This window comes from Schumannella luteola, from assembly GCF_013408685.1.
Classification (GTDB): Bacteria; Actinomycetota; Actinomycetes; order Actinomycetales; family Microbacteriaceae; genus Schumannella; species Schumannella luteola.
In genome coordinates this window covers 1,128,584-1,154,425 of sequence record NZ_JACBZY010000001.1, presented here as the reverse complement: position 1 = coordinate 1,154,425, position 25,842 = coordinate 1,128,584, and the positions used below count along the sequence as shown (strand labels likewise).

The following is a 25,842-nucleotide window of genomic DNA, read 5'->3' as shown; positions in this document are numbered from 1 at the left end:
ACGTTATTCGATCGCCGCACCGCGGGCTTCGCCGCGGGAGGAGTGACGGGCCATCGTGAGCAGAGCGATCGTCCCCACGACGCCGGCGGCAGTGATCGACACCCCGAGGGCGGCGATCGGGCCCGGTGCGGCGGCCGCCGTCAGCGGCGACAGCAGGCCCGGGGCCGCGAAGTTGATGGCGCCGAGCGCCGACGCCGCGGTGCCGGCCCGCGCGCCGTGCGACGCCATGCCCAGCACCTGCACCACCGGCATCGTGGCTCCGGCCGCGACGAGGAATGCGAACGAGGCCGCCAGAAATCCGCCCACCGGGGCCGAGGTCACCTCGCAGACGATCAAGGCCGCGCCGGAGATCAGCCAGGGCGGAAGCGCGACGACGAGCGCGCGGCGCGGACTCGTGGCGGCGACCAGCCGTGACGCGAGCTGCGAGCCGAGGGCGAAGGCCGCGGCGTTGACAGCGAAGACGATCGCGAAGAGATCGGCATCGAGTCCGAACCCGTCGCGCAGCACGAAGGCCGATGACGCCACGTAGGCGAAGACGCCGGTGCAGGCCATCGAGCCCAGCACGGCGGCACCGAGGAAGACACGGTCGGTGAGCACCGCGCGGTAGCGCGCCAGCTGGCGGGTGCGAGGCTGGTGGATGTCGCGGGTCTCGGGGAGCAGGGCCGCGCACAGCACGGCGACCAGCACACCGTAGACGGCGAGCACTACGAACAGTCCGCGCCAGTGCACCGCATGCAGGAGCCCCGAGCCGAGGAAGGGCGCCGCCACCGGCGCCAGCCCGCTGAACAGCGCCAGCCGGGCGAGCAGCCGCACCAGGCGCGCCCCCGACGCCAGGTCGCGGGCGACCGCCATCGCGACCACGCTCGCGGCCGCGGCCCCCGCGCCCTGCACGACGCGCAGGCCGAGCAGGGTCGCCATGTCGGAGCACAGGGCGATGCCGACGCTCGCGACGACATGCACTCCCGCACCGACGAGCAGCGGCACCCGCCGCCCGATCTGGTCGCTGAGCGCGCCGCCGACGAGCTGTCCCGCCGCGACGCCGATCAGCGCCGCTCCGACCGACAGCTGGGCCAGCTGCCGGTCGGAGCCGAGTTCGCGGGCGATGTCGGGCAGAGCCGGCAGGAACAGGTCCGTCGTCAGCGCCCCCAGCACCACCAGCGGACCGAGTACCGCCAGTGTCGTGCGATACGAGACGCCCGCGGGAGAGCTCTCAGGCTCCCTGTCGGTCACCGCACCGGTTCGGCCCCGGCATAGGTCGCGGCCAGGGGGACCGTGAACTCGTGCACCCCCGCGCCCCGCTCGACGGGCGCGACGCCCTCCAGATGGAACTCGCCGACCGATCCCGGCGGGATCACCGCGCGGACCGCGAGCTCGTCGCCGACGACCTCCCAGTCGATGGACGCGTCACCGCGCGCCGTGCGGAAGGTCGCGCCGGCGTCGCGCAGAGGATGACGCGGTCGCGGCGCGAAGCGGATCCGCTCCCAGCCGGGTGCCGCGGGCGCCAGACCCGCGATCGTACGATGCATCCAGTCGGCGACCGCGCCGAAGGCGTAGTGGTTGAACGAGGTCATCTCGCCCGGGTTGATGCTCCCGTCGGGCAGCATCGAATCCCAGCGCTCCCAGATGGTCGTCGCGCCCATGCTGACGGCGTAGAGCCACGACGGCACCTCGTCGCTCAGCAGCAGGCGGTAGGCGTCGTCGATCGCGCCGACATCGCTCAGCGCATCCAGGATCAGCGGGGTGCCGACGAAACCGGTGCCGATACGGTGCCCGTTGGCGCGCACGAGCTCGACGAGGTGCTCTCCGGCGACCGCTCGTTGGCGATCGTCGGCGAGCAGATCGAGTCGCAGGGCGATCGCGTACGCGGTCTGCGCCTCGTTGCGGAGCGTGCCGTCGTCGCCCACGAAGGCGCGCCGGAATGCCTCGCCGACCCGATCGGCGAGCTCGGTGTAGTGCGTCGCCGTCGCCGTATCGCCCAGCGCCGACGCCGCCCGCGCCAGCAGTCGCGCGGAGTGCGCGAAGTACGCGGTCGCGACCAGCGCCGGCTCGGTGGCACCGGCCGCAGGATCGTCCGGCGGGGCCACCGGATCGAGCCAGTCGCCGAACTGGAAGCCGGTGTCGCGCAGCAGACTCGGCCCGGCGAGATCGGCCAGACCGTCGACCCACGCCCGCATCATCGGCAGGCTCTCGCGCAGGATCCCGGAGTCGCCGGTCGCCTCGAAGATCGTCGAGGGCACGAGGGTCGTGGCGTCGCCCCAGACGGCGGGATGCGCGCGACCGAACTGCCCGTCCCACTCCTCGGCGCCGCGCGGGAAGGGGATCTCCGGGACGAAGTTCGGCACGCTGCCGTCATCGCGCTGCTCGAGCTGCAGGTCGCGCAGCCAGCTGCGCAGGAACTCGGCCGAGTCGAACAGGAACATCGCGGTGGGACCGAACACGGCGATGTCGCCCGTCCAGCCGAGTCGCTCGTCACGCTGCGGGCAGTCGGTCGGGATCGAGACGAAATTGCCCTCGGTGCTCGCGACGACGTTCTCGTGCAGTCGGCTGAGGCCCGCGTGCGAGGTGCGGAACCAGCCCCGCCGGGTCACGTCGGAGTGCACGACGACCGCCTCGATCTGGTCGACGGCGGGTTGCCCGCCGGGCCAGCCCGTCACCTCGGCGTAGCGGAAGCCGTGGTAGGTGAACGACGGCTCCCAGACGAACTCCTCGCCGTCGGCGAGGATGACACGATCGGTGGCCTGCGCGGTGCGCAGCGGGCGGATGCCGAGCTCCCCGTCTTCGAGCACCTCGCTGTGCCGCACCACGATCTCGTCGCCGGCGTGGCCCCTGACGCGGATGCGCACCCAGCCGACGATGTTGCGACCGAAGTCGACGACGAGCCGACCCGATGGCGTGCGGAAGATGCGCTGCGGCGGCAGCGTGCGCTGTCGACGCACCGGCGGCCCGATGCGGGGCTCGACCGAGATGCCGTCGCGCGCGACGACGTCGACGGGATGCCGCGCCGCCGGGAGAGCGCGACGTCGCGCATCGTGCGTCTCGCCGTCGTAGAGCTGCGCGGCGAGGGTCGGTCCTTCCCTCCAGGTCCAGCTGCCATCGGACGCGACCACGGTGGACCACTCCGGCCCGGTGCGCACATCGACCTGGGCCAGCACCGCGCGCGCGGTGCCGTAGATCTCGGTCTGCTCGAAGAAGCCGAGCCTCCCGCTGTACCAGCCGGGCGCGATCTCGGCCTCGATCGAATTGGCGCCGACTCGCAGGTGCCGGGCGACGTCGCTCGTGCGGTAGACGATCCGGTGTGCGTAGCTCTGCCAGCCGGGTTCGAGAACCTCATCGCCGACGATCTCGCCGTTGATGCGGATCACGCCGATGCCGAGGAAGGTCGATCGCAGGATCGCCTCGTCCGGCGCCGTGGCGATCTCGAACTCGCCGCGCACGATCGGCACGGTGCCCGATCCGCCGGCGCGTCCGACGAAATCGGCGGTCAGCTGAGGGAGGTCGCTCATCCCTTCGTGCCTCCCTCGGTGAGTCCGGCCAGCACCTGGCGCTGAGAGAAGAGGTAGACGACCACCAGGGGCAGACTCGTCATGATGACGTGGGCGAAGACGAGGTTCCAGCGCACCCCCACGAACGACGACGACGCGAACTGGAACAGCGTCAGCGGCAAGGTCGCGTTCTCGGTCGACCGCAACAGCAGCAGACCGAAGAAGTAGTCGTTCCAGACGCCGATCACGAGCAGCACGGCGGCGACGAACATGATCGGGCGCAGCAGCGGGAGCATCACCGAGAAGTAGGTGCGCAGCCGCGACGCTCCGTCGATCTCGGCCGCCTCCTCGAGTTCGATCGGCATCCCCCGGATGAATCCGGTCGTGAGGAAGATCACGAAGCCGAGCCGCGTGCCCATCTGCATGAGCGCGTAGCCCCACAGGCTCCCGTCGAGGTGCAGCGAGCTCAGCACGAAGATCGTCGGGATGATCGCCGGCGGCAGCAGGATCGACAGGGCGCTGATGTAGAAGAAGACCTGGCTGAGGCGACGGGTGCTGCGGGCGTAGCCCCACGCCGCGAGAGATCCGAGGAGCAGCACGACGAGCACGGTGGGCACGGTGACGAGCAGGGTGTTGCGCAGACCCGTCAGATAGTTGCCGTCGGTGAAGACGGCGGCGTAGTTGTCGACGACGGCCCAGTCGGTCGGGAGCGCGAGCGACAGCTGCGAGGCCTCGCCTTCGCGCTTGAACGAGTTGACGATCAGGAGCCACAGCGGCACCCCGACCCACGGGATCGAGAAGAGGGTGAGCAGCGTGTAGCGCAGCCACGGCACCGTGCGGCGGGGGCGACGCCGTGGGGTGAGCGCCCCGCGGGCGGCGACGACGGTCATCCGGTCACCTCCCGGCGGCGCAGCCAGCCGACGAGCGGCACGGCGAGCAGGACGACGAGCACGCTCACGGTCAGACCGATGCTGCTCGCCGAACCGAGGAAGCCGGCTTTGAACTCGTTCTGCAGGGCGACATTGAGTGTCGTCGTCGACGATCCCGGGCCGCCCGATGTCGTCGAGGCGATGATGTCGAAGGCGCTGAGCGCACCGATGAGGGTCGTCGCGATGTTGAACGTGAACGAGGGCGCGAGCAGGGGCAGCTGCACCCGGAAGAAGCGCTTGACCGGTCCGGCGCCGTCGAGGGCGGCCGCCTCGAGCAGCGAGACGGGGATGCTGTTGAGGCCGGCGATGTAGACGAGCGTGGCGAGGCCGCTCCACTTCCAGGCGTCGATGAACGCGACGGTGACCAGCGCGAACCCCGGATGGCCGAGCCAGGCGAAGTCGAACCCCGGCACGATGACGCCGATGGCGTCGTTGAGCGGACCCTGTGGGGCGACGATGGCGCGCCAGACGTAGCCGGCCGCGAGCGGAGAGATCAGCACAGGGATGAACAGGATCGACCGGAAGATCGAGTTGCCGCGGTTGGTGTCTTTGAGGGTGAGCGCCAGAGCGATGGCCACGAGGTTCTGGATCGTCATCGCGATGATCGCGTAGACGAAGGTGACGAGAATCGCGCTCTGCAGCTCTCCGCCGGAGAGCAGGAGGTCGAAGTTGTCGAGTCCGCCGAAGCCGATGGTGTTGCTGTAGGAGGTCCAGTCCGAGAAGGCGAACGGGATGTTGAGGACGAACGGGAGGACGAAGAAGAGGAGCAGGAGCAGGAACGAAGGGAGGACGAAGAAGAACACCCACCGGCGCCGGCGGGCCGGAGCCCGCCGCGGACGGCGGGCTCCGGTGGTGCTGGCGGTGGTGCTCTCAGCCTCGATGGCCGCGATCACCATCCGTCGATACCTGCAGCCTTCGAGGCGCGGGCGACGGCCTTCTCGGTGCCTTGGGCGAGCTGCTCCGGCGTGATCTCCCCGGCCAGCATGCGGCTGATGTCGGCGGCGAAGTTGTCGCCGAACCCGGCGATGTCGGTGGTGAGACCGAGGGTCGCGCCGTTGTCGTACGCGTCTTTGAACGACTGCTTGAGCGGGCTGATGCCGTCGGGGGTGTCGTAGCCGTCGATGACCGGGAATGCCTTGTTCGCCTCGATCAGCGGTCCGTAGCCCTTGCCGGTGGCGTACTCGATGAACTTGATCGCGGCGGCTTCCTTGGCCGAGTTGCCCGTCTTGGGCGCCATGTAGCTGCCCATCGGTCCGGGGCCGAATGCCGCCGTCGCCGACGACTTCGACAGTCCGGTGAATCCGACGGTGGACGACAGCAGATCCTCGTCGCCGCCCGCCGCGTCCTGGAAGATGTTGTAGGCGTCGGAGTGGATGGCGGTCATCGCGGCGCTGCCGCTGTAGACGGCGGTGACGGCGTTCTCGAACGTGCCGGTGGCGTAGTCGTCCTGGAAGCAGGCGTCTCGCACCTCGAGGTACTTGTCGAGCGCCTGGACGACCACGCCCTTCGGGTCGTCGATCTTCTTCTCGTTGTGGGCGAGCGCGTCGCCGAGCTTGCTGTCCTTGTTCGAGTCGGCCGCGTAGAGGAACGGCAGGATCTGCGTAGGCCACTGGCTGCCGCCGGACTCGTAGAACGCATCCACTCCGGAGGCCTTGAGGGCCGGGCAGGCGCTGATCATCTCGTCGATGCTCGTCGGCACCTCGATGCCGGCCTTCTCGAAGACCGACTTGTTGTAGTAGATGCCGAAGATGCTCGGGAAGCCCGTGATCGCGGCGTAGACCTTGCCGTCGAGGCTTCCGGTCTGGTCGTACAGCTTGCCCGACTTGCCGACGAAGTCGAGGTCGGAGAGGTCCTGCATGTTGTCGTCGGCGTTGAGCAGACGCAGGGCGCTCGTGGTGGGGTGGTATTCGAGGATGTCGGGGCGCGCTCCGGTCGCCCATTTGGTCTGCACCGCGCTCTCGAAGCCGTCGGCGGGGATCGGCTCGAGCTTCACCTCGATGCCGGTGTCGTCGGTGAAGTGCGAGTACAGGGCCTTGACGCCGTCGTTGTCGGCGGCGTTGTGCCAGATCGTGATGCTCTTCCCGGCGTCGCCGCCGTCGGAGCCGGCGGAGCAGCCGGCAGCAGCGAAGAGCACCGCTCCGATCGCTGCCGCTGCCGTGAGCTGTCGGGTGATGCGCATGAACCCTCCATTGGGTTTCGGCTGAGATGCGAGTTGTAGAACGTTCTCTAGAGAACGTTATCGACGAGGTTAGACACTGTCGCGGTGCGGAAGCAAGACCGGATCCCGATCCGAGGGCGAGTAATGGAATTCGGTGATGCGCGCGCGCCCCTGCGCGCAGCGGATGCCGACGACTCGCCCGGTCCATCCGCCTGCCACCTCGACGGAGAGGTATCGTCCGTCCACCCGGTCGAGCGGGATGCGTCGGCCCTCGACGACGACACCCACCTCCACCACATCGGGACCGGCCAGCAGGACGGGAGCGCCGTCCGGGCTCACCTCGATATAGAGCCGCGGCGGCGAGGCCAGCTCCGGGGCCGGCCGCTCGCGACGGAGGTCGCCCACCGTGATGCGCGAGACGACCCGACCGTCACCGTCGACGAGCACCTCGGCCGCGTGACGTTCATCCACCCGCAGGCACAGGCCGGCGAGACCCTCCACATCGGCGAGCTCGATCTCGGCTCGCCAGAAGTCGTCGAGCGGACGGCAGGCGAGCAGCGCATGCTCGCCGGCGTCGTCCGTCGCCCCGATCCATCGTCCGGGTCGGGCGGCGCGCGAGATCTGCGCCGGCAGGCGGCCGGGCGAGACCCAGCGCGCATGAAGGGTCGTGCCATCGAAGCGCTCGACGAAGGTATGGTCGCGCGCCGGCACCGGAAAGGCGCCCTCGTCGACGACCGGCCAGCCGTCAACCCAGGTGACGCCGGCGAGGAAGGTCTCGCGACCGTTCACGTGGAAGCCGCTGAAGCCGCGCGGCCGCACACCGAGATAGACCATCGCCCAGCGGTCATCGGCGAGCTCGACGAGATCGGCGTGGCCGACGTTGAGCACGGGGCGGTCGAGGCCGCGGTGGGTCAGCAGCGGGTTGCCCGGCGCCGCCTCCCAGTCGTCGGATGCGAGGTCGCGGGTGCGGGCGATCGTCACGGCATGGCCGCGCTCCGTGCCGCCTTCGGCGAGCAGCAGGTAGATCCAGTCGCCGCGACGGATCAGGTGGGGGCTCTCCGGCGCCTGCCCCCCGGTGCCCGACCAGAGCCGCCGCGCCGGCCCGAGCAGTCGTCCGGTCGTCAGATCGACCGGCGCGCTGCGCACGCACGGGGCACCGTCGGCGTACGACGAGACGGTCAGGTGGGCGGTGCCCTCGGCATCCCAGAACAGGTCGGGGTCGATGCCCGGGAGCTCGGGGAACTGCACCCCGTCAGACCACGGTCCGCTGGGATGATCGGCGGTCACGACCATCGGTCCGCCGAAGAAGTCGCTGACGTTGGTCACCGCGACGTGGAGCCGCCCCGCGTGCGCGCGGATCGTCGGGGCGAAGGCGCCCGTGTTCGCCGACCCCGGCGGCAGCCCGTCGGTCTCGGGCGAGATGGGCGATCCGTCGATCCAGCGCCGGAAGCGGTCGAGCCGCAGCTGCTCCGGTCGATCGAGCACGTTGCCTTCCAGCGTCCAGTTCACCAGATCAGGGCTGCTCCAGAGCGGCAGGGCGGGAGCGTATTCGAAGCTCGAGGTCACCAGCAGGAAGCGGTCGCCGAAGCGGCAGAGCGAGGGATCGGGATGGAAGCCCGGGATGATCGCCCGCCCCTCGGCCGCCGTCATGACATCGTCGATCTGCATTCGCGTCACCCTCCACCTCGTGTGTATAACGTTATCCAAACGCCCGCGACGATGGAGTGCGGGCCCGTTGACGGAGGCCCGATTGTCCGAAACGCTTCGCCACCTCGACGCGCGACTCCCCGCCGAGGAACGCGCCCGCGAGCTCCTCGCGCTCATGACCGTGCGCGAGAAGGCCTTCCAGCTCACCTCCGCGGCACCGTGGAACTTCGTCCACACCGACGGGGCGCGCTCAGCCACCGCCGACGACTACGTCACGCGCGGATACGGCTTCATCTGCAATTTCGGCGTCGACGATCCGACGGCGATGGCAACCGTCGTCGGGCGCCTGCAGCGCATCGTCGTCGAGGAGACCCGGCTCGGCATCCCCCTGCTGGTGCAGGCCGAAGCGCTCAGCGGCTTCCTCTCCGGCGGGCACATGGTGTTCCCGACCCCGACCGGCCTCGCTGCGACCTGGAGCCCCGAGCTCGTCGAGTCGATGACCGACACCATCCGCACCCAGATGCGCCGGGTGGGTGTGCGTCATGCGTTGTCGCCCAACCTCGACGTCGCCCTCGACCCTCGATGGGGGCGCGTGCACGAGACCTTCGGCGAAGACCCCTATCTCGTCGCCGCGATGGGCGTCGGGTTCGTGCGCGGACTGCAGGGACCCGACCGCGCCGATGGCGTGATCGCGACCGGCAAGCACTTCATCGGCTACGGAGAACCACAGGGCGGCATCAACCTCTCCGCCTTCGAAGGCGGGCGCCGCCGCATCCGCGACCTCTACGCGTTCCCCTTCGAGGCGGCCATCCGGACTGCGGGGCTCGCCTCGGTCATGAACTCCTACAGCGACGTCGACGGCGTGCCGGCGGGGGCCTCCCGCGAGATCCTGACCGACCTGCTGCGCGGCGAGCTCGGCTTCACCGGCTTCGTCTCGGCCGATTACGGCACCATCGAGCAGCTCGTGCACCGTCAGAAGGTGGCGCGCACCGCCGGCGACGCCGGCGCCCTCGCACTGCATGCGGGGCTCGACACCGAATTCCCGGTGCCCTTCGGCTACGGCGACACCCTCGCCGCCGAGGTCGACGCCGGTCGGGTCGACATCGCCGACCTGGACCAGGCGGTCACGCGCATCCTCATCGCCAAGTTCCAGCTCGGCCTGTTCGAGAACCCCTACCCGGCCGAGACCATCGACGTCGCCGCCGTCGCCGCGGAAGGCGCCGAAGTCTCGCGTGAACTCGCGCGCCGTTCGATCGTGCTGCTCGAGAACGACGGCATCCTCCCCGTCGCCGATGACCTGTCGATCGCGATCGTCGGGCCGCACGCCGACGACGTCATCAACCAGTTCGCGACCTACTCCTACCCGGCCTTCCGCGACATGATGGTGCACATGTCCTCCGGGGGGATGGGCAACATGATCGGCGTCGACCCGGCGATGGCCACGTGGAATGCCGAGGCCTTCGCGACCGGGGGACCCGAAGACTACGCGCGCGACCGACTCGGAGCCCGGACGCTCGGCGAGGTGCTCGGCGAACGACGCGACGACGTGGTCGTCGAGCGCGGATGCTCGATCACCGGCGAGATGGACGACCCGACCGCCTTCGACCGCGCCGTCGCGGCCGCGGCCGCCGCCGATGTCGTCATCCTGGCGCTCGGAGGGGCGAGCCTCTGGTTCAACGGCGAGCGCACGGAGGGGGAAGGCAGCGACTCCGCCGATATCGCGCTGCCAGCCGTGCAGACGCGACTCGCCGATGCTGTCGCCGCGCTCGACACGCCTCGCGTCACCGTGCTGGTGCAGGGCCGCGCCTACGTGCTGCCCGCGTCCGTGCTCAGCTCGAACGCGCTCATCGTCGCACCCTACGGCGGCCCCTTCGGTGCCGCCGCTGTCGCCGACGTGCTGCTCGGTGACGTGAATCCGAGCGGGCGCCTGCCCTACAGCATCCCGCGAGTCGCAGGCCAGACCCCGGTGCACCACCATCAGCGCACCGGCACCGGGCGGCGCAACCCGCTGCCGCCCGATGTCGACCGTCACTACCTCGACGCCGCCGCCACCCCGCAGTACGGCTTCGCCGCAGGCGGGTCGTACACCGAGTTCACGCTCGGCGAGACCGTCGCCGGCGAGCTCATGTCGACGCGCGGATCGGTGCCGGTCACCACCGTCGTCGAGAACACCGGGTCGCGGGCGGGCGCCGTCGTCGTGCAGCTGTACCTGAGCGCGCCCGGCGTCGGCGTCACGCGTCCTGCTCAGCAGCTCGCCGGATTCGCGCGAGTCGACCTCGCCGCCGGAGAGCGTGCGACGGTGCAGATCGATCTCGCTGCCGACCAGCTCGCCTACACCGGCGCCGACGGCGTGCTCGCCGTCGAGCCCGGTGAGGTCGACGTGTGGTTCGCGCTCGACTCCGAGGAGGGGCCCGAACGTCAGCGCGTCACCGTGCACGGTGATCGTCGCCCGGTGTCGGGTGCGGCGCGGCGGTTCCTCAGCCGCACGTCGGTGAGCTGAGCCGGGCGAGGCGCGGTGTTACCCGAGGGGCGCACGCTGGGAAGTAGCGAGGGCGGGACTCGAACCCGCGACACCACGATTATGAGCCGTGTGCTCTAACCACCTGAGCTACCCCGCCGGGGCCCTCCGACACTGCAGTGGAAGTGCTGCGCCGGAAGACGGAGCCCCGAGTCAGGATTGAACTGACGACCCCTTCCTTACCATGGAAGTGCTCTACCACTGAGCTATCGGGGCGCGCGCTCGAGGCCGTCGGCCGCGGGCACCCGAGAACTCTAGCATCGCCCGGCGGTCGTTTCGAACCACTCCCCGCGCCCCCGATCGCGGGTGGATACCCGACGCGCGGGGCCGCCCCGAGGTGACGCCCGACGTCGCCAGGTGACGCTCCGATGAACCCGGATGACGCCCCGGTGTCGCGAGCCTGAGCACTGGCTAGAGGGTTGCGTCAATCCCTTGCCGCGACCGTCCTAAGTAGTTAGACAAGCTAGTAATTCGATAGCGAGCAAATCGGGAGGCTCATCGTGACCATCGCCCAGACGCAGGAACCAGCCACGAGCGGCGCGCACGCCAGCGCCACCGCGGAGACCGCTCCCGAGCAGATCGACATCCCCGACCACCCCTCGCTCGGCTCCGCCGGACGCACCGTCGTCACCCCGCTGACCGCGACCGTCTACCAGGTCTCGCGCGGCGACCGCATCCTCGGCTTCATCGAGGCCGCCGGCGTGCTCTGGGTCGCGCTGCGCGGCTCGTCGTACGGCTGGGCCGTCGAAGTGGGCCAGTTCCACGCCCTCGGGCCCGCCCTGCGCGAGCTCGCCGAGACGATCGACGAGATCCCCGACGACCTCGGCTCGCGCCGAGCCAGCTGACGAGGCGGATGTGGCGAGAGCCGCATCCGCGCAGCGCACCACCCGAAGCACCAGCACCACCCGCACGACAGCACCGCCCACCACCCCAGCGCACCGACGCGCGACCGTCCCGAGGTCGAGCGCCAGCGCACCCCGACCCGGAACGGCCGCGCGTCGGCCGCCCTCGGCGTCGTCCCCCGCGCCCTCCCGAACCGGCGAGCCCGCCGGTAGCGTGAACGACGCACGACACCGCACCACCAGCACTTCACGCCCCGACGGCGTCGCCTGCACCGCACGACAGCACCGCACCACCGCAGCGCGCCGCATCCACCACCACAGCGGAAGGCCCTCATGCAGGTCTGGCCCGGCACCCCCTACCCCCTGGGTGCGACCTTCGACGGCAGCGGAACGAACTTCGCGATCTACAGCGAAGCCGCCGACAAGGTCGAGCTCTGTCTCTTCGACGAGAACGGCGACGAAGAGCGCATCCGCCTGCACGAGGTCGACGCCTACGTCTGGCACGCCTACCTGCCCACCGTGCAGCCCGGGCAGCGCTACGGCTACCGCGTGCACGGCGAGTGGGATCCCGAGCAGGGTCTGCGCTTCAACCCGAACAAGCTGCTGCTCGACCCCTACGCCAAGGCCACCTGCGGCGACATCGAATGGGGCCAGCCGATGTTCTCGTACACCTTCGGCGACGAAGACGAGCGCAACGACGACGACTCGGCTGCGAACATGATGCTCGGCGTCGTCGTCAACCCCTTCTTCGACTGGCGCGGCGACCGGCAGCCGAAGCGCCCGTACGCCGAGAGCGTCATCTACGAGGCCCACGTGAAGGGACTCACCGCCCTGCACCCGGCCGTGCCGGAGGAGCAGCGCGGCACCTACGGCGGCATCGCGCATCCGGCCGTCATCGAGCACCTCAAGCGCATCGGCGCCACCGCGATCGAGCTCATGCCGGTGCACCAGTTCGTCAACGACGACACCCTGCAGCAGAAGGGCCTCAGCAACTACTGGGGCTACAACACGATCGCCTTCCTCGCGCCGCACGCCGGCTACAGCGGCTCGGGCGAGCTCGGGCAGCAGGTGCAGGAGTTCAAGGAGATGGTGCGCACGCTGCACGAGGCGGGCATCGAGGTGATTCTCGATGTGGTCTACAACCACACCGCCGAGGGCAACCACCAGGGCCCCACGATCTCCATGCGCGGCATCGACAACCCCGCCTACTACCGGCTCGTCGACGACGACAAGAAGTTCTACATGGACTACACCGGCACCGGGAACAGCCTCAACGTCGGCAACCCGCACACGCTGCAGCTGATCATGGACTCGCTGCGCTACTGGGTGACCGAGATGCACGTCGACGGCTTCCGCTTCGACCTCGCATCCACCCTCGCGCGCGAGTTCTACGAGGTCGACAAGCTGTCGACCTTCTTCGAGCTCGTGCAGCAGGATCCGATCGTGTCGCAGGTGAAGCTCATCGCCGAGCCCTGGGATGTCGGACCCGGCGGCTACCAGGTGGGCAACTTCCCTCCGCAGTGGACCGAGTGGAACGGCAAGTACCGCGACACCGTGCGCGACTTCTGGCGCGGTGAGCCCTCGACGCTCGGCGAGTTCGCCTCGCGCATCACCGGCTCGGCCGACCTCTACCAGGACGACGGCCGCCGCCCGGTCGCGAGCATCAACTTCCACACCGCCCACGACGGCTTCACCCTGCGCGACCTCGTCAGCTACAACGAGAAGCACAACGACGCCAACGGCGAAGACGGGCGCGACGGCGAGAGCAGCAACCGCTCCTGGAACAGCGGCGTCGAAGGCCCGACCGACGATCCCGCCGTGCTCGGGCTGCGGGCCCGCCAGCAGCGCAACTTCCTCGCGACCTTGCTGCTCGCGCAGGGCGTGCCGATGATCGCCCACGGCGACGAGCTCGGCCGCACGCAGGACGGCAACAACAACGTCTACGCGCAGGACAGCGAGATCAGCTGGGTGCACTGGGACGACGCGGATGAGCCGCTCATCGAGTTCACCGCCGCGCTCGCCCGACTGCGCCGCGAGCATCCCACCTTCCGGCGCAGCCGCTTCTTCGACGGACGCCCGGTGCGCCGCGGCGAGGGAGAGCCCCTGCCCGACGTCGAGTGGCTGAAGCCCGACGGCACCGCGATGCTGCCCGAGGACTGGTCGGCCGGCTTCGGCCGCACGATCGGCATGTTCCTCAACGGGCAGGGCATCCGCGGCGTCGACCAGCGCGGCCAGCGCATCGTCGACGACAGCTTCCTCGTCTACTTCTCGGCGCACACCGAGCCGGTCACGATCACGGTTCCCGGCGACGAGGCGGGCGGCTGGGATGTCGTGGTCGACACCGCCGGACACGAGGGCTGGGTCGACCGGGGCGTGCTGCGCGCCGGCGACACCTTCGACCTCGGCGCCCACGCCCTCGTCGTGCTGCAGGAGCACGAGGAGGAGCCGGTCAGCGACGACTCCGTCAGCGCTTCGCTGTCGGCGCGCTCGGCGCAGCGCGAGAACGCGGCGCGGGAGAACGCCGCGACCGCCGCCAGCACCGCACCCGATTCCGCCGAGGAGGCGCCGCAGAAATGAGCCGGATCCCCGCATCCACCTACCGACTCCAGATCTCGCCGGAGTTCACGCTGACGGATGCGGCCGAGCTCGCCGACTATCTGCACGAGCTCGGCGCCGACTGGTTCTACCTGTCGCCGCTGCTCGCCTCGACTTCCGGGTCGATGCACGGCTACGACGTGGTCGACCACTCCCGCATCGACGCGCCGCGCGGCGGATCGGCGGGGCTGGATGCGCTGGCCGCGGCCGCCCGCGAGCGCGGGCTCGGGGTGCTGGTCGACATCGTGCCGAACCACGTCGGCGTCGCGAAGCCGGTCGAGAGCGTGTGGTGGTGGGATGTGCTGCGGCTCGGCCGCGACTCGGCGCACGCTGACGCCTTCGACATCGACTGGGACTTCGGCGGCGGGAAGCTGCGCATCCCGGTGCTCGGCGAGACGCTGGCCGAGGCGGCAGCCTCGGGCGCGCTGCGCGTCGAAAGCGCGGGGGCGGGTTCGGGTTCGGGTTCGGGTTCGGGTTCGGGTTCGGGTTCGGGTTCAGGCGAGTCCGAGCTGCGCTACTGGGATCACCGCTTCCCCATCGCTCCCGGCACCGCCGACGACGGCGCCGACCCCGTCACCGTGCACGACCGCCAGAGCTACGAGCTGATCGACTGGCGCCGCGCCGACCACGAGCTGAACTACCGCCGCTTCTTCGCCGTCAACGAGCTCGCCGCGATCCGCGTCGACGACGAGCGCGTGTTCGACGACTCGCACATCGAGATCGTGCGCTGGGTGCGCGACGGGCTCGTCGACGGCATCCGCGTCGACCACCCCGACGGGCTGCGCGACCCGGGCGGCTATCTGGATGCGCTGGCCGCCGCGACCGGCGACGCCTACGTGCTCGTCGAGAAGATCCTCGAGCACGGCGAGAGCCTGCCGCCGTTCTGGAAGGCCGCCGGCACGACCGGCTACGACGCGCTCGCCGAGATCGACCGGGTGCTCGTCGATCCGGCCGGGCGGCCCGCGCTCGACCGGCTGGATGCAGCGATCCGCCGCGGCGGACGCATCCGCTGGACCGACCTCATCCACGCGACCAAGCGCGGCATCGCCGACGGCATCCTCGGCTCGGAGGTGCGGCGCCTCGTGCGCGAGCACCTCGCGGAGCGCGACGGCGCCATCGCGGTGAGCACGGAAGCCGGTGGAGAACCCCGCGGAGCCGCAATGACGCTCGACGACCGCGCTGACCGGCTTTCGTGCACGCCCGAGCAGCTCATCGATGCGACGGCCGAGCTGCTCGCCTGCTTCCCCGTCTACCGCAGCTACCTGCCCTTCGGCGCCGAGCACCTCGAGCACGCCGTCGCGACCGCGCTGCAGCGCCGCCCCGACCTGGCCGCGCCGATCGCCGAGCTGCAGACCGCGCTCGCCGACCCCGAGCGGGCGGTCGCGATCCGCTTCCAGCAGACCTCGGGCATGGTCATGGCGAAGGGCGTGGAAGACACGGCGTTCTACCGCACCTCGCGGCTCGCGTCGCTGACCGAGGTCGGCGCCGATCCGAGCGAGTTCTCGCTGGAGACGTCCGAGTTCCACCAGCGGCAGCAGACCCGGCTCGCGGCCTTCCCGGCATCCATGACGACCCTCTCGACGCACGACACGAAGCGCGGTGAGGACACTCGCGCGCGCATCACCGTGATCAGCGAGATCCCGGACGAGTGGACGGCGTTCATCGAGCGCCGCCGCGCCCACCGGAACCTCAACGACGGCGCGCTCGAAGGACTGCTCTGGGAGTCGATCGTCGGCGCCTGGCCGCGCGAGCGCGACGCGCTGCACGGCTACGCCGAGAAGGCGGCCCGCGAGGCCGGTGTCTCGACCAGCTGGAACGACCCCGACGAGCGCTGGGAGGACCGGCTGCACGCCCTCGTCGACGACGTGTTCGACGACGCGGAGGTCGCGGCGGATGTCGAGCAGATCGTCGAGCGGATGCGCGCAGCCGGCTACTCGAACGGGCTCGCCGCGAAGCTCATCCAGCTGACCGCGCCCGGTGTGCCCGACGTCTACCAGGGCAGCGAGGGCTGGGAGCGGTCGCTCGTGGATCCGGACAACCGCCGCCCGGTCGACTTCGCCTCGCGCCGCGCGATGCTCGCCGAGCTCGACGCCGGACTGCTGCCGGAGGTGGATGAGAGCGGCGCCGCCAAGCTGCTCGTCACCTCGCGCGCGCTGCGGCTGCGGCGCGACCGGCCCGAGCTGTTCGACCGCTACGTGGCGGTTCCCGCGCTCGGCTCGGCCGCCGACCACGTCGTCGCCTTCGATCGCGGCGGCGCCGTGACGGTCGCGACGCGACTGCCGCTCGGGCTCGCTGCCGACGGCGGCTGGGGCGACACGACCGTGATCGTCGAGAGCTCGCCCTTCGTCGATCTGCTGACCGGGCGCGAGTTCGCCGGAGGCACCATCCCGCTCGCCGACCTGCTCGCGACGTATCCCGTCGCGCTGCTCGCCCGCCTCGAGGAGGACTGACATGAGTGAAGCGACCGAGCCGGCGATCGGCGTGGCCGGATTCCGGCCGCGGGTCTGGGCGCCGAGGGCCGAACGCGTGCGGCTTCACCTCGACGGGGCGGTCGAGCCGATGCGACGGCTGGATGCGGGCGAGGATTCGACCCCGAGCGCGTCCGGCGCCGCCGAGGCGGCCGCTCTCGGCATCCTCTCCGGCAGCGCCGTCGGCTGGTGGGTGTGGGATGGCGCGGGCCTGCCCGAGGGCGCTCGCTACGGCTTCCTGATCGACGACGACGAGACCCCGCTGCCCGACCCGCGCGGGCGCAGCCTGCCCGACGGAGTGCACGCGCTCAGCGAGGTCATCGCCGCGCATCCCACCGCTCTGGAGCTCGCGGGCGGCGACGCCGACGCGCACCGCGGCGACACGCACCACCGCGGCGCGCGCCGCAGCGACACGCACCACCACGGCGAACGCTGGCCCGGACGCCCCCTCGCCGGCGGCGTCATCTACGAGCTGCACATCGGCACCTACACGCCCGACGGCACCCTCGACTCCGCGATCGAGCGCCTCGACCACCTGGTCGAGCTGGGCATCGACTTCGTCGAGCTGCTACCGGTCAACGGCTTCAACGGCGTGCACAACTGGGGTTACGACGGCGTCGCCTGGTTCGCGGTCGACGACAGCTACGGAGGCCCCGAGGCCTACCGCCGCTTCGTCGCCGCGGCGCACGAGCGCGGGCTCGGCGTCATCCAGGACGTCGTCTACAACCACCTCGGCCCGAGCGGCAACTACCTGCCGCGCTTCGGCCCGTACCTGCGCGACGGCTCGCGCAACACCTGGGGCGACTCGGTGAACCTCGACGAGGTCGAGGTGCGCAGCTACATCCTCGACAACGCCCGGCTCTGGCTCGACGACTACGGCGTCGACGGACTCCGGCTCGATGCCGTGCACGCCCTCGTCGACCAGCAGAAGCCGCACATCCTGGCCGAACTGGGCACGCAAGCCGATGCGCTGAGTGATGCGCTCGGGCGCCCGGTCACGCTGATCGCCGAGTCGGATCTCAACGACCCCGTGATGTTCGAGGCACGGGCGGATGCGGGCGGTTCGACAGGCGCGGCCGGCGCGGTGGATGCGGGCTCCGGCTCGGGAGGCACGACCGCCGACGGCGACGAGTCCGGTTACGGCCTCACCGCCCAGTGGTCCGACGACTACCACCACGCCGTGCACGTCGCGCTGACCGGCGAGACGACCGGCTACTACGCCGACTTCGCTCCGCTCGGCGCGCTCGCCAAGGCCGCGACGCAGGGCTTCTTCCACGACGGCACGTTCTCGTCGTTCCGGGAGCGCGAACACGGCCGGCCGATCCCGTCGCAGCTGCCCACCGCATCCCTCGTGACCTTCGCACAGGATCACGACCAGATCGGCAACCGGGCGGAGGGTGACCGCTTGACGGCGACGCTCTCGCCGCGGCGGCTCGCGGTCGCGGCCGTGCTGAACCTGCTGTCGCCGTTCACGCCGATGCTGTTCATGGGCGAGGAGTGGGGCGCATCCACCCCCTGGCAGTTCTTCACCGCGCACCCCGAGCCCGAGCTCGGGAAGGCGACCGCCGAGGGCCGCATCGCCGAGTTCGCGAAGATGGGATGGGATGCGGATGCCGTGCCCGACCCGCAGGATCCGCAGACCTTCGCGCGCTCGAACCTCGACTGGAGCGAGCTCGACCAGCCCGGTCACCGCGAGCTGCTCGCGGCGCATCGCGAGCTCATCCGGCTGCGGCATGAGCTGCCGGAGTTCGGCACGACGACCTTCGCCGACCTCTCCGCGACGGTGGATGAGGACGCCCGCACGCTGGCGATTCGCATCCGCTCGCTCGTGGTCGCGGTCAACCTCGGGCTCGGCGAGTTCACGCTGCCGGCCGACGAGCTGCTGTTCCGCACCTCGGACGACGTGGTGTCGACGGCCGAGGGCGTGCTCGCGCTGCCGCCGGACTCGGCGGCGCTCATCCGTCTCGCGGAGTAGAGGCCGCGCGCGTCGCCGGGAGCCCATCCCGCCCGAGGGTGGCCACAAACACCCCGCCCGCACGGCGTGTCCCGTGCAACTCTTGGCCACCCTCGACCTGCCCATCCGCAGGGTGGCCACAAACGCCCCGCTCGCGCGGCGTGTCGCGTGCAACTCTTGGCCACCCAGCCTCCGTCCCGCCCGAGGGTGGCCACAAACACCCCGCCCGCGCGGCGTGTCGCGTGCAACTTCTGGCCACCCTCGACGGGCGCCCGGAGATGCGCCGCCTCGACCCGATCGGGAGTGCATGCGAGACTGAGTGAAACTCCGGACGGGGGCCGACGGATGCGCACACGAGCGAGCGGATGGGCGCTGCTGGCGATGGTCGTCGCCACGGGCACCCTCGCCGTCGGGTTCGCGTTCGATGCCCCGTGGGCGCGCTGGGGCTTCTTCCTCCTGTGGGCCGGCGTCACCGTCGTCGGCCTCGGCGCGCAGCTGCTGCGGGCGCACCGCGACCGGCGCCGCCCGCCGACGCCGACCCAGCAGCAGGAGCGCGCCCGCCTCGAACGCGACGACGCGGCCGACGCCATCGACGTGCAGAACCGGCTGTTCCTCGGTCGGCAGCGGCGCCGTCTGACGTTCCGCGACGATCCGATCGTCGCCGAGGAGGTGCTGAGCCGCATCCCCGATCCGCTCGATGTGCCCTTGGATGCACCGCTCTCCCGCGTCGCGGCGAGCGCCGCTGGTGAGACTGCTGCCGCGGCGAGACCCGGCGCTTCGTGGGCAGCTGCGTCGAGAGACAACCGGGCGACTGGCGGAACCGCAGGCCCGAACGACGCCGACGGCCGGATGACCGACGCTGACCCCGACCCCGACTCCGGCCCCGGTCCCGCCGCTGGCCGCCGCTGGCCCGGCGCAGTCGCTGAGCCCCGATCGGAACGCTGACGTGCTCGACGACATCCGCCCGCCGCGCCGCGTGCTCACCTTCGTCGTGCCGATCGTCGTCTTCATCGTCGGCTTGTGGATCGCCTGGCAGACCGGCCTGGTCTGGCTCATCGCGCCGCTGCAGGCGCTGCTCGTCGCGGCATTCTTCTGGCGCGAGGTGTCGGCTCGCGCGTACCTCGAGCGCCGCGATCGCGAGAAGCGCGACCTGTCGTGGCGGGGGATCGCCGACGACAGCTCGACTGGCGTGGCGCGCCGGATGGCGCAGGCCCGCGCTCACGAGACCGCACGCCGGCACGCCGAGGCGGCGCTGCGCGAGCCCGGCGCAGCGACGCGGGCACGATTCCTCCGACCCCGCGGTTCGACGCCGTTCCGCAGCTTCGCCCACGAGGATGCCGCGGCAGCCCAGCGCGGCGTGCCCGGCTCGGGAGTGCTCGGCTCGGGAGCGCCCGACGCCGGGGGTCTCGGATTCGGCGGACGCGACGCCGACCACCTCGCCGACGGCGACTCAGCGGCCCCCGAGATCTTCGACATGCCGGCCCCGACGACCCCGCGCCTCGCGGCCGCGCCACCCGACCCGGAGCTCTACGACGCCGAAGCGGCAGCGCGACGGCGCGCTCGCCGGCCGCGCGCGCCGCGCCCGGTGTCGAGCCGCGACCTGGGTGCGCGCTTCCGCTACCCGATCAGCTTCGACGCCGAGGGCCGCGCGACGCGGGATCCCGATCCCGACCCGCCTGCAGCATGCCCGGCACCTGACCGCGGCTGATCCACCCGCAGCCCTCGCGTCCACCACCGCGCCGCCCGCCGCCTCGACCGCACTTCAGCGCGGCGGGCGGGCCCGCTGCATCCGGGCTCGCGGCGCCGAGATGCCCCAGATGACTCGTGGCGACGGCGTGTCGCGTACGTTCGCGGCATCTGGTCGACGGAACGCCCGACGAGGGCTCGCTTTTCGCGCGTGGTCCTCCCGCGGGTCCGTGGCGGGATCGAGTCGCAGCGTCGGATCGGGCCGGATCGGCTCAGGTCGGGCCGGATCGGCGCGAGCCTGCCGCAGGATGGGGCTAGCCGCTCGGGTGCGGGCTCAGAACACCTCGGGCGCGAGCTCGGGGGTGACGTCGCCCGATCCGGCGAGGGTCTCGGCGTCGTCGCCGGGGCGGCGGAAGCCGGGCAGGGCGACGCCGGGCAGACGCCAGGCGGTGAACGACATGCCGGTCGAGCGGATGCGCACCGCGCCCTCCGCGTCGAGCTCGAGCGCGGCCTCGCCGATCAGGCGCTCGACATCCGTCTCCGGTTTCGGATGAGCCGACGGGTCGAGCTCTGCGGCGGCCCGGCCGGCTGCGTCATCCGAAACCGCGTCCGCCCCGGCCGCTCCGACCGCGCGACCAGCACCAGCACCAGCACCAGCACCAGCACCAGCACCAGCACCAGCGAGCCCGAGCACCCCCGCCCCCAACTCGACCGCCGCATCCGCCCGCGCCGCCGCGACGAGCACCGTCTCGTCCGCGGCCTCGCGCACGAAGACGAGCACGTCGTCGCCGATATGCAACCAGCGCAGGCCGCCGCCGTTGAGCGCGGGGTGGGCGCGCTTCAGAGCGATGAGCGACGCGTACAGGTCGATCGAGCCCGCCGCCTCCGCCAGCCGATCCCAGGGGAGCGGCGTGCGCGAGTGCTCGCCGTCGTCGCCGACGAGGCCGAACTCATCCCCCGCGAACACGACCGGGATGCCCGGCAGCGTCACGGCGAGGCCGAACGCGACGGGCACGGACCCGGGCCGCGCGTGCGTGAGGAAGCGCGGGGTGTCGTGCGTGTCGAGCGCGTTCATGGTGTGCAGTCGCACGCGCCAGGCGAGCTCGGCGGTGAAGCGGCGGTGCTGGTCCCAGAACTCGAGGCCCGTGAAGTCCTCGGTGCGGCCGAGCGTCACGTTGATGCCGCCGGGCGCGGGCGATCCGGGTTCGCGCAGCCAGTTCCACAGCGGACGCGTGAAGTTCGCGTACGTCATCGCGCCGTGCCAGGCGTCGCCGGTGAAGTCGCTCGCGGCGTCGTTCGTCGACTCGCCGAGCAGCAGGGTGTCGGGGTTCACGTCGATCATCGTCTGGCGGATGATGCGGCGCACCTCCTGGTTGAGGTCGTCGTCCAGGTAGCGGCCGGTCATGTTGGCGACGTCGATGCGCCAGCCGTCGAGGCTGTACGGCTCGGCCAGCCAGCGGCCGACGATCGAGCGCGGTCCCTCGATGAAGCGGCGGCGCAGCTCACGCGAGTGCCAGTTCAGCTTCGGCAGGCTCGGCACGCCCAGCCATGACACGTAGCCCTGCTGCTCGGGGTCGAGCCAGTAGTAGAAGTCGCTCTCGGCGGAACCCGGCTGGCCGTGCGCCGCGCGGAACCATTCGTGCGCATCCCCCGAGTGGTTGCTCGTCAGGTCGCCGATGACCTTGAGCCCGCGCTCGTGCGCGGCTTCGACGAGGCGGATGAGCGCCTCGTCGCCGCCGAGCAGCGGATCGACCTCCTCGAACGACCAGGCGTCGTAGCGGTGGTTCGACCGCGCCGGGAAGACGGGGGTCAGGTAGATCATCGTCACGCCGAGGCCGACGAGGTGGTCGAGCTTCTCGCGCACGCCGTCGAGGTCGCCGCCGAAGAACTGCGTCGCCGTCGACGGGCCGACGTGGATGACCTCGTCGCCCCACGCGGCCGGTTCGGCCCAGTCGGGCAGGTCGCGGCGGTCGGCGAGCTCGCTGCGCGCGAAGCGGTCGGGGAACACCTGGTAGAGCACGGTGCTCTGACCCCACTCCGGCGGCTCGGGGTAGCTCACGAGGCGGAAGTCGTTCATGTCGCGCGCCTCGGTGCGCGAGAGCCCGCGGGCGCTCAGCCACCAGGCGGTGCCGTCGGCGCGCTCGATGAGGAAGCGGTAGCCGTGGATGGGGTTCTCGACCGTGAGGTCGGCCTCCCACCAGACGGCGTCGTCGTCGCGGGCGACGATCTCGGCCTCGGTGAACCGCGGCTCGTGGTCGGGGTTCGAGCGGGTGAGCACGCGCCGCGCATCCCCCCACGCCCGCGGGATGCGCACCCGCACCCGCACGACCTCGCCGAGCTCGGGATGCACGTTCGAGACGTAGAGCGGGGATCCGTCATGGTGCGGTTCGAGCGCGGGCTGGAGCATGCCCCGAGGCTAGCCCGCCCAGGTTTCGCGTCCGTGACGCCCGGGCGCGGACCATGGGGGGGGAACTCGAAAGGGATGCGCGGCTCGAGCCTCACGGGGAGGTCGAGCCGCGCATCCCGGCGGCAGTGCGGCCCGGGGTCAGACCTCGGTGCCGTCGATCGAGGCCGAGCCCGCGGCACCGGAGGCGCCGGGGCGGCGGCCGGTGCGACGGATCTGACGCAGCAGCATGAGCACGACGCCGGCGGCCAGCGCGAGCGCGGCAAGCGCCGCGGCGGGCAGGCTGTCGACTCCGGTCGAGGCCAGCGCGGCCGGGTCGCCCGCAGCCGCTCCCGCCGACCCCGCAGCGCCCGAGCCGGCGGCGGGGGCCGCGGCGATCTGCACGGCCTGGCCGGCGACCTGAACGCCGTCGATGAGCGCGACGACCGTGTGCGATCCGCCCGGCGTCGAGGCCGGGATGGTCGCGCTGAGGCTCAGCACGCCCTGCGGGCTCGCCGTCGCCGTGCCGAGCACGACCGGGTCGGAGTGGAGCTCGATCGTCACGACCGCGCCGGCGCGGAATCCGCTGCCGTCGATCGTGACGCGTCCGCCGGCGGTGAGCGAGCCGGTGACGACGAGCTTCTCGTCGCCGGTCGCCGGGTCGCCGGGGGTGCCGGGCTCGGTCGTGTCGGCGATCGTGACCGGCGCCGAGGCGGGCGAGGTCTGCGAGGTGCCGATCTTGTTCGTCGCCGTGATCGTGGCGGTGTAGGCGCCCGGCTTCACGCCGGTGAAGAGGTGGATGTCGGCGTTGCCGTCGACGGTCTCGGCGTAGCTCTGCGAGCCGGCGCCGTCATCCACCGGGCTGAGCTTCACGGTGTAGCTGAGCGGGCGACCCGATGCCGGAACCGACCAGATGACCGACACGTCGGTCGCCGACTCGGGGCCGACAGCCGCGGTCGGAGCCGCCGGCGTGGTCGGGGCGGTGAGGGGACGCGGCGCCGCGAGGTAGTGCGTCATGTGCGCGACCTTGCCCGGCTTCTTGTCGGAGTACGGCTTCGACAGCTTGTCGAACTCGCCGCCCGTCGGCTTCTTGCCGTCGTTCCACTGAGCCAGCTTGCCGAGCTCCTTCGCGGTGAACCCGCCCGCGATGACCTGGTCGTCGGGAAGGGCGACCTGCGCCTCGGTGATCTTCTTCACCAGCGCGAGGGTGGCGGCGGGGTCGGTCTGATCCCAGCCCTTCACGTCGATGTCGGTGCGGCTGCGCAGCCACTCGCCCCAGTAGAACTCCTGGAACGGGATGGTGCCGGCGGTGTAGCCGATGTCGCGACCGAAGTAGAGGATGCTGCGGTACGGGTCGTTGTCGAAGTTCGCCAGGCCGACGCCGTTGGGCAGGTCGTTCGGCGTGATGTCGTCGCCGTTCACGTCCTTCAGCCACACCCACTTGTTGGCCTGCATGGTCGACCAGAAGTCGGCTTCGCTGAGCCCGCTGAGGTTGCCGAGCACGCGCAGGCGCACGTGCAGGTCGAGTCCGCCGTCGAGCGTCTCGGCGAACGACGTCAGCGTGTGGTGGCCGTCAGTGAGGTAGGGGATGCCGCCGGGGCCGATCACGACCGTCTTCATCGCGGCGATCGACTTGGTCGTCTCGGCGCCCTTCGCGATCGTGCAGGTGAAGGTCGAGGGGTCGTGCAGGGTGGCGCCGGCCGCCGCGGTCGCGACGTCGTCCTGGCCGTTCGCCTCGCACCAGTCGCCGAAGCTCTTGCCGTACGGGTCCTGGGTGGCGACGCCCTGCTCGTAGCGGCCGAGCTTGTAGAACACCTCGTCGTAGCCGAGCGACGGCTGCGTGGGGCGCACATCGCCGATGCGCACGTCGAGCAGGCTGTCGACGGGGGCGCACAGGTACGGGTCGGTGACGGAGCCGCCGGCCGCGCAGGAGGCGGCGGGGATGTCAGTGGTCGACGGGACGGCGGCGTTGGCGGGGGCCGGGGCGATCAGGGCGGCGCCGCCGACGGCGGTCGCGATCGCGGCGGCTCCGACGGCGCGGATGAGCATGCGCAGCACGGGCTCTCTCTCGGTCCGGGCACGCGCACGAGCACGCACCTCTGGGCTGGGGATGTCAGCCACTGTGCCGAGGCCGTGCGGACGGCAGGTGTCGCGAAGGTGAACGCGCGGGGCGCGGGCGGATGCCGCCCGCGCCGGGCGGGGTCCGCGAGTGCGAGTGAGTGGGCTCAGCGCGCCGCGCTGGGCACCACGACGACCGGCACCGGCAGCTCGCGCAGCATCTGCGCGGCCGTCGACCCGAGGAAGAGGCGGCGCGGGGAGGCGAGGCGGCTCGAGCCGAGCAGCACGACCTCCGCGGGGTCCCAGTCGATCGCGGCGACGGCCGCCTCGACGCCGCTCGCGACCGCGACATCCGTGCTGACCTCGATATCGGAGGGCAGCTGCTCGGTCGCGGCCTGCAGCAGGGTCTCGGCGTGCCGGCGTCCGGCCTCGAGCGCGTCGGGGCGGGCGGTGCCGTCGTCCTGGTCGAGTCCGACGAGCGAGACGAGCCGCAGCGGCGCGCCGACGCGGCGGGCGACGCCGAGGGCCTCGTCGAGCAGGTGGGCGGCGCCCACGCGGGCCCCGATGGCGCAGCTGATGCGACTGATCGGCTCGTCGACGGCGCTGGGGCGGGTCGCCCATCCGGCCGGGGCGAGCACGACCGGCACCTCGGCCGAGTGCAGCAGGGCGCCGGCGACGCTGCCCGCGGCGATGCGCCCGAGCAGGCCGCCGTGCGCGGCGCCGATCACGAGGAAGCGGGCGCGGAGGTCACGCGCGGCGTCGAGCAGGCCCTCGGCGAACGACTCGGCGTCGACGAGGTGCGTCGCGAACTCGACGCCGGCGGGGATGCTGCGGGCCGCGTCGTCGAGCCACTGCTGCGCGGTCGCGCGCAGCTTGCGGCTGTACTCGTCGTCGGCCGGGGAGTCGGCTGCGGCGTCGCGCTCGGGCAGGTTGACGACGAGCACGAGGTCGAGCTGGGCGCGCGCGGCGCGGGCCAGCCGGATGCCGAGCGCCAGGGCGTCCCGCCCGGTCGGCGTGCTCGTGTACCCGACGATGAACCGCATCCGTGATCGCTCCCTGCTCCGTGCTGTCAGGACAATCTTCCCGCGAATCGCGCGGCTCCGCCGACAGCCCTCCACAGGG

General features: G+C 71.5%; 16 protein-coding genes and 2 tRNA genes. 7 read left to right on the top strand and 11 right to left on the bottom strand.

The features are described 5' to 3' along the window. Window positions 1-3 precede the first annotated feature (3 nt). From BJ979_RS05040 to BJ979_RS05015, 6 genes are all read right to left on the bottom strand, one after another. The gene (locus BJ979_RS05040; RefSeq protein ID WP_179565772.1) at window positions 4-1,230 is read right to left on the bottom strand and encodes a Bcr/CflA family efflux MFS transporter; all 1,227 of its coding nucleotides are present in this window, start codon (window positions 1,228-1,230) and stop codon (window positions 4-6) included. Beyond that, window positions 1,227-3,503, bottom strand: a complete 2,277-nt coding sequence (locus BJ979_RS05035) for an alpha-L-rhamnosidase (RefSeq protein ID WP_179565769.1) — start codon at window positions 3,501-3,503, stop codon at window positions 1,227-1,229. Before BJ979_RS05035 ends, BJ979_RS05040 begins: the two co-directional genes overlap by 4 nt. Then, window positions 3,500-4,372 carry a carbohydrate ABC transporter permease gene (locus BJ979_RS05030; protein ID WP_179565767.1) on the bottom strand — a complete coding sequence of 291 codons (873 nt, stop codon included), beginning with the start codon at window positions 4,370-4,372 and terminating at the stop codon, window positions 3,500-3,502. The genes BJ979_RS05035 and BJ979_RS05030 overlap by 4 nt, the downstream gene beginning before the upstream one ends. After that, on the bottom strand, window positions 4,369-5,307 hold the full coding sequence (locus BJ979_RS05025) for a carbohydrate ABC transporter permease (RefSeq protein ID WP_179565765.1): 939 nt from the start codon (window positions 5,305-5,307) through the stop codon (window positions 4,369-4,371). Before BJ979_RS05025 ends, BJ979_RS05030 begins: the two co-directional genes overlap by 4 nt. Then, window positions 5,301-6,590 (bottom strand): ABC transporter substrate-binding protein, encoded by a 1,290-nt coding sequence (locus BJ979_RS05020; RefSeq protein WP_179565763.1) that lies wholly within the window; start codon window positions 6,588-6,590, stop codon window positions 5,301-5,303. The genes BJ979_RS05025 and BJ979_RS05020 overlap by 7 nt, the downstream gene beginning before the upstream one ends. Window positions 6,591-6,659: 69 nt before the next feature. Further along, entirely contained in the window at window positions 6,660-8,237 is a 1,578-nt protein-coding gene (locus tag BJ979_RS05015; protein ID WP_218853442.1) for a glycoside hydrolase family 43 protein, read from the bottom strand. Window positions 8,238-8,319: 82 nt separating this feature from the next. Between BJ979_RS05015 and BJ979_RS05010 the strand changes: the two genes are divergently transcribed. Further along, window positions 8,320-10,716, top strand: coding sequence for a beta-glucosidase family protein (locus tag BJ979_RS05010; protein ID WP_246286695.1), 2,397 nt, complete (start codon window positions 8,320-8,322; stop codon window positions 10,714-10,716). A 44-nt stretch (window positions 10,717-10,760) separates the two neighbouring features. On the opposite strand, the gene BJ979_RS05005 is transcribed toward BJ979_RS05010, so the two are convergent. Further along, window positions 10,761-10,834: transfer RNA gene (locus BJ979_RS05005), tRNA-Met, on the bottom strand. Between the two features lie 44 nt (window positions 10,835-10,878). Further along, a tRNA-Thr gene (locus BJ979_RS05000) sits at window positions 10,879-10,950 on the bottom strand. A gap of 284 nt (window positions 10,951-11,234) precedes the next feature. Between BJ979_RS05000 and BJ979_RS04995 the strand changes: the two genes are divergently transcribed. From BJ979_RS04995 to BJ979_RS04970, 6 genes are all read left to right on the top strand, one after another. Further along, the gene (locus tag BJ979_RS04995; protein WP_179565761.1) at window positions 11,235-11,579 is read left to right on the top strand and encodes a hypothetical protein; all 345 of its coding nucleotides are present in this window, start codon (window positions 11,235-11,237) and stop codon (window positions 11,577-11,579) included. A gap of 330 nt (window positions 11,580-11,909) precedes the next feature. Next, the gene (gene glgX / locus BJ979_RS04990) at window positions 11,910-14,153 is read left to right on the top strand and encodes a glycogen debranching protein GlgX (RefSeq protein WP_179565759.1); all 2,244 of its coding nucleotides are present in this window, start codon (window positions 11,910-11,912) and stop codon (window positions 14,151-14,153) included. Then, window positions 14,150-16,621: a malto-oligosyltrehalose synthase gene (gene treY, locus BJ979_RS04985; protein ID WP_179565757.1), complete on the top strand. Its 2,472-nt coding sequence runs from the start codon at window positions 14,150-14,152 to the stop codon at window positions 16,619-16,621. Before glgX ends, treY begins: the two co-directional genes overlap by 4 nt. 1 nt (window position 16,622) lies before the next feature. Then, complete coding sequence (locus BJ979_RS04980) at window positions 16,623-18,614, top strand: malto-oligosyltrehalose trehalohydrolase (protein ID WP_246286694.1); 1,992 nt, start codon at window positions 16,623-16,625, stop codon at window positions 18,612-18,614. 324 nt (window positions 18,615-18,938) lie between these two features. Beyond that, the gene (locus BJ979_RS04975; RefSeq protein WP_179565755.1) at window positions 18,939-19,538 is read left to right on the top strand and encodes a hypothetical protein; all 600 of its coding nucleotides are present in this window, start codon (window positions 18,939-18,941) and stop codon (window positions 19,536-19,538) included. Window position 19,539: 1 nt separating this feature from the next. Next, window positions 19,540-20,301, top strand: coding sequence for a hypothetical protein (locus BJ979_RS04970; RefSeq protein WP_179565753.1), 762 nt, complete (start codon window positions 19,540-19,542; stop codon window positions 20,299-20,301). 312 nt (window positions 20,302-20,613) lie between these two features. Here BJ979_RS04970 and BJ979_RS04965 read toward each other — a convergent pair whose 3' ends face one another. From BJ979_RS04965 to BJ979_RS04955, 3 genes are all read right to left on the bottom strand, one after another. Beyond that, window positions 20,614-22,686, bottom strand: coding sequence for a glycoside hydrolase family 13 protein (locus BJ979_RS04965; protein WP_179565751.1), 2,073 nt, complete (start codon window positions 22,684-22,686; stop codon window positions 20,614-20,616). Window positions 22,687-22,824: 138 nt separating this feature from the next. Next, entirely contained in the window at window positions 22,825-24,711 is a 1,887-nt protein-coding gene (locus BJ979_RS17330) for a ParB-like protein (RefSeq protein ID WP_246286945.1), read from the bottom strand. Between the two features lie 176 nt (window positions 24,712-24,887). Beyond that, entirely contained in the window at window positions 24,888-25,763 is an 876-nt protein-coding gene (locus tag BJ979_RS04955; protein WP_179565749.1) for a universal stress protein, read from the bottom strand. Window positions 25,764-25,842: the final 79 nt, after the last annotated feature.